The organism is Brevundimonas diminuta ATCC 11568 (assembly GCF_000204035.1).
GTDB classification, from domain to species: Bacteria; Pseudomonadota; Alphaproteobacteria; order Caulobacterales; family Caulobacteraceae; genus Brevundimonas; species Brevundimonas diminuta.
The window spans coordinates 388,380-397,427 of record NZ_GL883084.1 but is presented as its reverse complement, the minus strand read 5'-3'; the positions used below and the strand labels follow the sequence as shown (position 1 = coordinate 397,427).

At 67.4% G+C, this 9,048-nt stretch carries 8 protein-coding genes; 3 read left to right on the top strand and 5 right to left on the bottom strand.

Annotation, left to right across the window (positions count from 1 at the left end; all coding sequences use genetic code 11):
* Positions 1-255: 255 nt before the first annotated feature.
* From BDIM_RS02000 to BDIM_RS01990, 3 genes are all read right to left on the bottom strand, one after another.
* Complete coding sequence (locus BDIM_RS02000) at positions 256-573, bottom strand: hypothetical protein (RefSeq protein ID WP_003163894.1); 318 nt, start codon at positions 571-573, stop codon at positions 256-258.
* Between the two features lie 91 nt (positions 574-664).
* Complete coding sequence (motA, locus tag BDIM_RS01995) at positions 665-1,534, bottom strand: flagellar motor stator protein MotA (protein ID WP_003163893.1); 870 nt, start codon at positions 1,532-1,534, stop codon at positions 665-667.
* Between the two features lie 112 nt (positions 1,535-1,646).
* Positions 1,647-2,435, bottom strand: a complete 789-nt coding sequence (locus BDIM_RS01990; RefSeq protein ID WP_003163892.1) for a DUF2306 domain-containing protein — start codon at positions 2,433-2,435, stop codon at positions 1,647-1,649.
* A 158-nt stretch (positions 2,436-2,593) separates the two neighbouring features.
* Here BDIM_RS01990 and BDIM_RS01985 point away from each other — a divergent pair, with 158 nt between their 5' ends.
* Positions 2,594-3,583: a helix-turn-helix domain-containing protein gene (locus BDIM_RS01985; protein WP_003163891.1), complete on the top strand. Its 990-nt coding sequence runs from the start codon at positions 2,594-2,596 to the stop codon at positions 3,581-3,583.
* On the opposite strand, the gene BDIM_RS01980 is transcribed toward BDIM_RS01985, so the two are convergent.
* Together BDIM_RS01980 and BDIM_RS01975 are read right to left on the bottom strand one after the other, a co-directional pair.
* Positions 3,580-5,379 carry a long-chain-acyl-CoA synthetase gene (locus tag BDIM_RS01980; protein ID WP_003163889.1) on the bottom strand — a complete coding sequence of 600 codons (1,800 nt, stop codon included), beginning with the start codon at positions 5,377-5,379 and terminating at the stop codon, positions 3,580-3,582. The two genes, BDIM_RS01985 and BDIM_RS01980, sit on opposite strands and share 4 nt — an antisense overlap.
* Positions 5,380-5,636: 257 nt before the next feature.
* Entirely contained in the window at positions 5,637-6,962 is a 1,326-nt protein-coding gene (locus BDIM_RS01975) for a PQQ-dependent sugar dehydrogenase (RefSeq protein WP_040344750.1), read from the bottom strand.
* A gap of 150 nt (positions 6,963-7,112) precedes the next feature.
* On the opposite strand from BDIM_RS01975, the gene BDIM_RS01970 reads away from it, so the two are divergent.
* Together BDIM_RS01970 and BDIM_RS01965 are read left to right on the top strand one after the other, a co-directional pair.
* Positions 7,113-8,048, top strand: coding sequence for an ABC transporter ATP-binding protein (locus tag BDIM_RS01970; RefSeq protein ID WP_003163886.1), 936 nt, complete (start codon positions 7,113-7,115; stop codon positions 8,046-8,048).
* Positions 8,048-8,815 carry an ABC transporter permease gene (locus tag BDIM_RS01965; protein WP_003163885.1) on the top strand — a complete coding sequence of 256 codons (768 nt, stop codon included), beginning with the start codon at positions 8,048-8,050 and terminating at the stop codon, positions 8,813-8,815. The genes BDIM_RS01970 and BDIM_RS01965 overlap by 1 nt, the downstream gene beginning before the upstream one ends.
* Positions 8,816-9,048 lie beyond the last annotated feature (233 nt).

Genomic DNA, 9,048 nt, shown 5'->3' with positions numbered 1-9,048 from the left:
TCGGCGGCGGCGGTGGCGTCGGCGGCGGCGTCTTCAGCCTTGTCCGTGGCGGCCGGTTGGCAAGCAGCCAGGGCCAGAGCGGCGGCCGAAGCGGCGATCAGAGCGGTGATGCGCATAGGTTTCTTCCTTCAGAAGGTAAAAGCGAGACCATGAACCTCGCTGAGGAAGTGATAACGGCTTCGTGAGCGGGAGTGCAAGCGATTTCTCACGCGTTCGTGAAGACAACTTGAGGCAGGCCGGATTCAGCCCTGAAATTCAAGGGTTGTCCGGGGGAACGGGACGCGGCGCCGTCGGGTCCATGGGGTCGGGCGGAGTCGGCTCGTTCGGATCGGGCGGCAGGGTCGGGGGCGTGGGGACGGGGATCGCGTCGCCTGGCGGCGGGGTCGCCGTTCCCGTCGAATCGGGCGCAGGCGCGGGACTGACCGGAGGCGCGGCGGCCGCGGGCGCGGGGTCGGCCAGGGGGGCGGGTCGTTCGGGCGCCCGCTCGTTGCAGGCGGCGGTCAGCATCAGAATCGACAGGCCGCCGAGCGCGGCTGCGAAATGGGCGGGACGGCGGGTGAGACGCACAGGCATGGGACGGCTCCAGGCTTAGGGCCGCGCACGCGGCCGTGATCCTGAGAGAACCGTCGTGAACGCTCCGTGTTCCGAAGATCGCCGAAGGGCGTCAGGCGTCCATCGGCGCGGCGGCCAGGGCTTCTTCCATTTCGGTGAAGGACGGCTGCGCGGTCGAGGGGATGTCGCCGCGGCCGATCTCGACCGAGATCTGGGCCGCGTTGCCGTGCAGGTGGGCCACCAGCACCGACTGGATGATCTTGTAGTAGGCGCCTTCCTCTTCGACGATGGCGTTGAGGCGCGAGGCGAACGGCCCGACCAGGCCATAGGCCAGGAAGACGCCCAGGAAGGTGCCGACCAGGGCGCCGCCGATCATGCCGCCCAGCACTTCCGGCGGCTCGGTGATCGAGCCCATGGTCTTGATGATGCCCAGCACGGCGGCGACGATGCCCAGGGCGGGCAGGCCGTCGGCCAGGGTCTGCAGCGCGTGGGCCGGGGCCAGGGCCTCGTGGTGGTGCTTCTCCAGCTGCTTCTCCATGGCGTCCTCGATCTGGTGCGGATCCTCGAGGTTCATGGTCATCATCCGCAGGGTGTCGCAGATGAAGTCGGTGGCGAAGTGGTCCTTCAGCACCTTGGGGTATTTCTGGAAGATGGCGCTCTCGGCCGGCTTTTCGATGTGGCTTTCCAGGGCGATCACGCCCTTGGACTTCATCGTCTTGGTCAGCTGGAACAGCAGGCTGAGCAGATCCTTGTAGTCCTGCTTCTTCCACTTCGGCCCGGCGAAGCACTTGCCCAGACCGCCCAGGGTGGCCTTGATCACCGGCAGGCTGTTGGAGATCAGGAAGGCCGCGATGCCCGCCCCGAAGATGGCCATGAGCTCATAGGGCAGCGAATAGAGGATCGTCGCCATCTTGCCGCCGTGCAGCAGGAAGCTGCCGAACACCATGGCGAACAGCATGACGATGCCGATGATCTGGAACATGAGGCGAGCAGGCGTCCTGGAGCCGAAGGGTCAGGACGCCGTTATCGGCGTTAATGCTTAAGGCCGCGTTTCGCGAATCCCGGTTCGGGACGAAAACGCGAGATGGGCGTCGCTAGAGCATATAGGGGCCCCACATGAAGACGACGGCCCCGAAAACGCCCAAGGCTGTGACGGCGGCGGCCAGCACCATCGCGACGACGGTCAGTCGCTGGAGGCCGCGGCGGGCGCTGCGTCCTGCGCGCCAATAGGCTTCGAACAGGGCCAGGGGAATGAGATAGGCGCCGAACTGCAGTACGACGTCGGCCGGGCCGGACAGGGTCTTGTTCATGCCGAGGCCGCCCGTGGCGATGGCCCAGGCCATCAGTCCCACCCGCAGGAACCAGACGCCGTTGACCGCCAGAAAGGCGCGCATCGCCCATCGTCGATGCGCCTCGAAGTCCCGTCGAACGGCCGTGCGCCAGGCCAGGGCGGCGAAGACCAGGATCAGCGCCCCGTCCACCGAGACCGCGACGGCCGATATGAGCGACAGATAGGTCTCTCGCCCCCAGGTCAGCCACAGGCCGCCGACCGCCATGACGACGGCCGTGATCAGGAAGATGCGCCCGTTCCAGCGATGGAAGGCCGGCGCCCGGCGCCGCAGGGCCGGAATCAGCTGCATCAGTCCGCCCAGGGTGACGACCGCCGCCAGCAGGACGTGGACGGCGAACATCACATTCCCGGCGTCGTCGCCGGGCGCATAGCCCTTGATCAGAGGCTTGTCGTTCCAGCCGGCGAAGTCCCCGATCAGGGTCCGTCGTCCGAAATGGGCCAGGATCATCCAGACGAAGGCGGCCTGGCCGATCGCGGCGACGCCGAACCAGATCACGCCGGACCGTCGCAGCAGGCTTGCGTCCGATCGCACGCGGATCGGGGGGCTTGCGGTTTTCGATATCGTCACGTCCTGTGCGTCCCTGGTTCGTTTGAGGTGATCCGGGCTGTGAGCGGTTTGGTCGTCGCGATCTCGCCGATTTGGAAATCGGCCATGGATTTTCCCTTGCGCCGGCGCGGAAAGGTTCAGTCATGAGCGCCGACGGCTTGATGGCGTCGTCGCGCGCCGGGTCGCGCCTGTCGGAGCTGACGCTGTACGGCGGTCTTTTCGCTACGGCGGCGGGGGCCTTCTGTCTGGCGCAGGTCATGGGCCATCGCTTCGGCATGGCGTCGGAAGCGGTCGCCGTGCTGGGCGACGCCACCTGCGGCTGGTCCTGGCTGTTGGTCCGCGCCCTGTTCCAGCCGCCTCTTCCGGCCGGAGGCGCTCGCGCCCGGTGGCCCCTGCTTGTGGTTCTGGCCCTGGTGGGGGCGGGGGCTTTCCTGCGCCTGGCGCCGGATGTTTCAGCCGCCGGGCCGCGCATGGTGGACAATCTGAGCGGCCTGGTCAGCTCCGCCCTGCTGCTGCTCGCCGCCGTCGAGCCGCTCAAGCGGCTGGGGTCGGGCGTTTCCGCCTCGGAGCGCGGTTTCCGCATCGGCTTCGCCGTCGGCTATGCGGCGATCCTGGCGGTCGCCGTCGTCTGGGTGAACGGCGCGCCGGACGGGAGCTGGGCCGCGCTTCGGAGCGGCGAGATCAAGGCGGTCTGCGCCCTGATCGCCCTGGGCGGCATGGGCTTCGCCGTCTGGTGGCGTCGCCGCCGCCCGCTGACGACGGCCGTTCGCAGTCGCGCCCGGCCCCGGACCGATGCGGAGGCGGACCTGGGCGAGCGCATCCTGCGTCTGATGACCGAACAGGCGCTCTACGCCCAGCCCAACCTCAAGGTGTCGGATCTGGCGCAGCGTCTGGGCGAGGCGGAATACAAGGTCAGCCGCAGCATCGCCGGGCTGGGCTTCCGCAACTTCAGCCAGATGGCCAACCATTTCCGCATCGAGGAGGCGAAGCGGCGGCTGGCGGACCCCGCTCTGCGCCGCCTGCCGATCCTGACCATCGCCTATGACTGCGGCTTCGGGTCGATCGGCCCCTTCAACCGCGCCTTCAAGGCGCAGACCGGCGTGACGCCGCAGGCGTTTCGCGCGCGGGTCTAGAGCCGCGTCGCGCCGCTCAGGATCGCCTCGCGCGCCTTGGCGGTCAGCTTCTGATAACCGGCCTTGCCGCCGCGCACCCAGACGGGGCCGTCGACCTTGTCCGGGTCGAAGCCGTCGGCGACCAGATCGACCTTGCGGTATTTGAAGGTGCCGGTGGTGTCGGCCGACTTCAGCATCCGCACGAACACCGGCCGGGCGTAGGTCGGCAACTGCTCATCGGCCCAGGCGGCGAAGGCGGCGGCGTCGAACTTCTCGTCCAGCACCAGGCCGACCATGCCCGCCTTGCCTTCCTGGCCCGGCACCTCGACGCCATAGGCGATGACTTCCTGCACGCCCGGCGCCTCGGACAGGCGCTGTTCGACCTCGGCGGTCGAGACGTTCTCGCCCTTCCAGCGGAAGGTGTCGCCCAGACGGTCCATGAAATAGAGGTAGCCCTGACGGTCCTGGCGCATCAGGTCGCCGGTGCGGAACCAGCGGTCGCCCTTCTTGAACACGTCGGTCAGGATCTTCTTCTCCGACGCCTTCTTGTCGGCGTAGCCCGAGAAGTCGTGGCGGATGTCGCTGCCGATCTGGCCGATGGCCTCGCCCGTCTCGCCGGTCGGCACCAGGCGGCACAGGCCGTCGGGGCCGCGCACCGGCTCGCCCGTCTCCGGGTCCAGGTCGATCAGGCGGATGTTGATCTGCGACTTCAGGAAGCCCGGCACGCGGCCGATGGCCCCGGCCTTGCCGTCGAAGTTGAACAGGGAGACGTTGCCCTCGGTCGAGCCGTAGAACTCAAGAATGTCCTTGATGCCGAAGCGGCTCTGGAACTCGGGCCAGACGTCGGGGCGCAGGCCGTTGCCGAAGGCCAGCCGCAACTTGTGGCCCTTCTCGTCCGGGTTTTCGGGGCTGTTGATCAGATAGCGGCACAGTTCGCCGATGTAGACGAACATGGTCGCGCCGGTCGTCTTCACGTCGGGCCAGAAATGCGTGGCCGAGAAGCGCCGCCGCGTGATCATCCGCCCGCCGTTCAGCAGCACCGAGCCGACGCCGACCAGCCCCCCGGTCGAGTGATACAGCGGCAGGACGTTGAACAGGGCGTCTTTCGGCGTCGAGGCCGTGGCCCCGGCGAAGGCGCGCATATAGGTCCGCACCCGCGAGTGCGGCATCCGCGCCGCCTTGGGCAGGCCGGTCGTGCCCGAGGTGTAGATGTACAGGGCCGTGTCGCGGTTGGTCATGCCCTGACGCAGCGAACGGTCGGGCCGTACGGACGATGCGCTGCGCACGGCGTTGTCCAGGTCGCGGCGCGCGTTGGTCTCGTTCTCTTCGCCCAGGCCGTGGACCCAGATCATCAGGTTGCGGTCGACCAGGGCGCGCGCGTCCTCGACCGCCTGCCAGCAGTCCTCGTCCGTCACCACGTTGAAGGCGGTCGAGATGGTCAGGCAGTGGGCCAGGGCCGCGCCGGTCAGATTGTTGTTGATCAGGGCGGTGGCCACCCCGACCTTGGAGAAGCCGAACCAGGCGGCCACGTATTCCACGCGGTTGTGCATCACCAGGGCGATGACGTCGCTGCGTTTCAGATTGCGGCTCTTGGCCCAGTTGGCGTAGCGGTTCGCCAGGGCCTCGAACTCGCGATAGGTCAGCTTGCGGGTTTCGTCTTCGACGGCGATGTTGGGGCCGAACCTGTCGACCGCCTCCTCGATGTCGTCACAGGCCAGGACGTCGCTGTCGAGCGTGATGGGCTTGATGCGCTTCAGAAGTCTGAACAGCCCGCCAGCGAACTTGATGTCACGCCGGATGTTTGCCGCCAGTCCCATGGGTGCGCCGCCTCTTCCCGATTGCCTTTGTCATGGTTGATGGACGGCGCGGGGCGGCGGGTCAACCGGCGGCGGAGACGCAGGCGGGGCCATTCGACAAAAAGGCAAGCTTTCGCGTCCTTTTCAATGACGTAGGGTCAAGTCGAAGGCCGACCTAAGGTCAAGCTGATCCGGCGCTGATCGACGGTTCCACACTGGATCGTCTACAGATGAAATCGGGCCCGCGCCTTCATGACTGATCAGGCGGACGTCGCATCTCATCGCGAGGCGGGCGTCACGCGCCAGACCGCGTCGCCCACGTCGTCTGCGACCAGCAGGGCGCCGCGTCCGTCTACCGCCACCCCGACCGGCCGCCCCATGGCCTCGCCCCTTGCGTTGCGGAAGCCGGTCAGCACGTCCTGCGGCGGGCCGTCCGGGCGGCCCTCGCGGAAGGGCACGAAGATGACCTTGTATCCGGACGGCGGGTTGCGGTTCCACGAGCCGTGCTGGCCGATGATCGCCCCGTCGCGCCACTGGGGCAGCAGCGCCCCCGTATAGAAGGTCAGGCCCAGCGAGGCCGTATGCGACCCCAGGGCGTAGTCGGGCTTGATCGCCCTGGCGACCATGTCGGGCCGGGCGGGCTGCACCCGTTCGTCGACATTCTGGCCGTAATAGCTCCACGGCCAGCCGTAGAATCCGCCGGGCGTGACCGAGGTCATGTAGTCGGGCACCAGATCGTCGCCCAGGGCGTCGCGCTCATTGACCGAGGTCCACAAACGCCCGTCCTGCGGATTCCAGGCCAGGCCGACCGGGTTGCGCAAGCCCGAGGCGAAGACGCGCCGTGCGCCCGTCGCCGCGTCGATCTCCAGAATGGCGGCGCGGTCGACCTCCTCGTCCAGCCCGTTCTCGCCGATGTTGGAGTTGGAGCCGACCCCGACATACAGCTTGGTCCCGTCCGCCGAGGCGACCAGGCTCTTGGTCCAGTGATGATTGCGCCCGGCGGGCAGGTCCGCGACCTTGACCGGCGTCGCGTCGATGCGCGTCCGGCCCGTCTGATAGGGGACCATGACCACGGCGTCGGCGTTGGCGACGTACAGCCGCTCTCCGACCAGGGCCATGCCGAAGGGCGAGGTCAGGCCGCTCAGGAAGACGGTCTTCGTCTCCGCCGTCCCGTCGCCGTCGGCGTCGCGCAGCAGGCTGATGCGGTCGGCGCTGGGGCGGTCGCCCGATCCGGCGCGCGCCATCACCAGCCCTTCGATCCAGCCGCGCAGGCCCCCCTTCTTCTCCTTCGGCTTGGCGGGCCCCTGGGATTCGGCGACCAGGACGTCGCCGTTGGGCAGGACGTAGAGCCAGCGCGGATGATCCAGCCCCGTCGCAAAGGCGTTCACCGCCAGGCCCGCCGCCGCAACCGGCGTCTGTCCCTGCGGCCAGCCGACGGCGCGGGCGATCTTCACGGTCGGCACGGCTTGGGGGCGGGGCGCCGGCAGGTTGGGCGCGGCGCCGAAACCGTCTGTTTCCGGCAGCACGCTTTCGGTTTCGCAGGCCGCCAGACCGAGCAGGGCGACGAGGGGCAGGGCCAGAAGAAGGGGGCGGCGAGGGGACATGGCGATCGTCCTGTGCGGTTCGGCCTCGACTATAACGCCTTTCAGGGCGGATCGCTCCTGCAACCCCTTCCCGTTGGAAGAGGGCGGGCGTCCCCTTGAGCCGCATCATGCCGCTCCTTATCTGCCTTCCCCGAAGCCGGGAGGGGCTCCATGCCAGTCGTCATTTCCATCGAAGGTCTGACCAAGACCTACAAGTCCGGCCATCAGGCCCTGAAGCGCGTCGATCTGGAGATCGAGAAGGGCGAGATCTTCGCCCTCTTGGGTCCGAACGGGGCGGGCAAGACGACGATGATCTCCATCGTCTGCGGCATCGTCACCCCGTCCAGCGGAACCATCACCGCCGACGGCCACGATATTCAGAGCGACTATCGCGCCGCCCGCACCAAGATCGGCCTGGTGCCGCAGGAGTTGACGACCGACGCCTTCGAGACCGTCTGGGCCACCGTCACCTTCAGCCGGGGCCTGTTCGGCAAGGCGCCGAATCCGGCCTATGTCGAACAGATCCTTCGCGACCTTTCCCTGTGGGACAAGAAGGACGCCAAGATCATGACCCTGTCCGGCGGGATGAAGCGCCGCGTCATGATCGCCAAGGCCCTGAGCCACGAACCGGAGATCCTGTTCCTGGACGAGCCCACGGCGGGCGTTGACGTCGAGCTGCGCCGGGACATGTGGTCGCTGGTGCGTCGCCTGCGCGAGCGCGGCGTGACCATCATCCTGACCACCCACTACATCGAGGAAGCCGAGGAGATGGCCGACCGCGTCGGCGTCATCCTCAAGGGCGAACTGATCCTGGTCGAGAAGACCGCCGACCTGATGCAGAAGCTGGGCAAGAAGACCCTGACCCTTCAACTTCAGGAGCCGCTGGCGGCCCTGCCGCCCGAACTGGCCGACTGGAACCTCACGCTGCAAGGCGACGGGACCGAACTGGAATACGTCTTCGATTCCAACGCCGAAAAGACCGGCGTTCCCTCCCTGATGCGCCGCCTGTCGGATCTCGGCGTCGGCTTTAAGGATCTCAGCACCCGCCAGAGCTCGCTCGAAGACATCTTCGTCGGCCTGGTCCATCAGGATCGGGAGGCCGCGTGATGAGCTTCAACGGATACGGAGTCTGGGCCATCTATCGTTTCGAGATGGCGCGGGCCTTACGCACCCTGTGGCAGTCGCTGGTGACGCCGGTCATCACCACCTCGCTCTATTTCGTCGTCTTCGGCGGCGCCATCGGCAGCCGCATGACCGAGGTGGACGGCGTCCCCTACGGCGCCTTCATCGTGCCGGGCCTGATCATGCTCAGCCTGTTCACCCAGTCGATCTTTAACGCCTCCTTCGGCATCTACTTCCCCAAGTTCACCGGGACGATCTACGAGATCCTGTCCGCGCCCGTGTCGCCGCTGGAGATCGTGCTGGCCTATGTCGGGGCGGCGGCGACCAAGTCGGCGATCCTGGGTCTGATCATCCTGGCCACGGCGGCCTTCTTCGTGCCGCTCGAGATATTGCACCCCTTCTGGATGCTGGCCTTCCTGATCCTGATCTCGACCACCTTCGCCCTGTTCGGCTTCATCATCGGGGTCTGGGCGCAGAATTTCGAGCAGCTTCAGTTCGTGCCCATGCTGATCGTCACGCCCCTGACCTTCCTGGGCGGCGCCTTCTATTCGATCGAGATGCTGCCCGAGGGCTGGCGCACGGTCGCCCTCTTCAACCCGGTCGTCTATCTGATCTCGGGCTTCCGCTGGGCCTTCTACGGCGTGGGGGACGTCAGCGTCGAAATCAGCCTTGCGGCCACGCTGGGCTTCTTCTTCGCCTGTCTGGCGGTGGTGGGCTGGATCTTCAAGACCGGCTATCGTCTGAAGAACTGAAGGTCACGAAAGCGCCGAACTCGGCGCTCACCGTCCTGCCCCTCTAACGCCTTTTCGACCTGATGCGCGCTCGCCGTGAGCGCCGGAGACCGAATGTCCGACGCCGACGACAAGCCCCAGTCGCCTGAAACGCAGTCCGCCCCGCGCGCCCCCGAGCCCTTCCGCCGGGGCCAGATCACCTGGGGCCGCCCGCCCCAGGCCGCCTTCCACGTCGGCCCTCTGCCGCGCGATGA

What these genes read in the sequence shown, in the direction of transcription:
- BDIM_RS02000 (WP_003163894.1), bottom strand. Translation starts at nt 573, where the DNA reads ATGCCTGTGCGTCTCACCCGCCGTCCCGCCCATTTCGCAGCCGCGCTC.
- motA (WP_003163893.1), bottom strand. Translation starts at nt 1,534, where the DNA reads ATGTTCCAGATCATCGGCATCGTCATGCTGTTCGCCATGGTGTTCGGC.
- BDIM_RS01985 (WP_003163891.1), top strand. Translation starts at nt 2,594, where the DNA reads ATGAGCGCCGACGGCTTGATGGCGTCGTCGCGCGCCGGGTCGCGCCTG.
- BDIM_RS01980 (WP_003163889.1), bottom strand. Translation starts at nt 5,379, where the DNA reads ATGGGACTGGCGGCAAACATCCGGCGTGACATCAAGTTCGCTGGCGGG.
- BDIM_RS01975 (WP_040344750.1), bottom strand. Translation starts at nt 6,962, where the DNA reads ATGTCCCCTCGCCGCCCCCTTCTTCTGGCCCTGCCCCTCGTCGCCCTG.
- BDIM_RS01970 (WP_003163886.1), top strand. Translation starts at nt 7,113, where the DNA reads ATGCCAGTCGTCATTTCCATCGAAGGTCTGACCAAGACCTACAAGTCC.
- BDIM_RS01965 (WP_003163885.1), top strand. Translation starts at nt 8,048, where the DNA reads ATGAGCTTCAACGGATACGGAGTCTGGGCCATCTATCGTTTCGAGATG.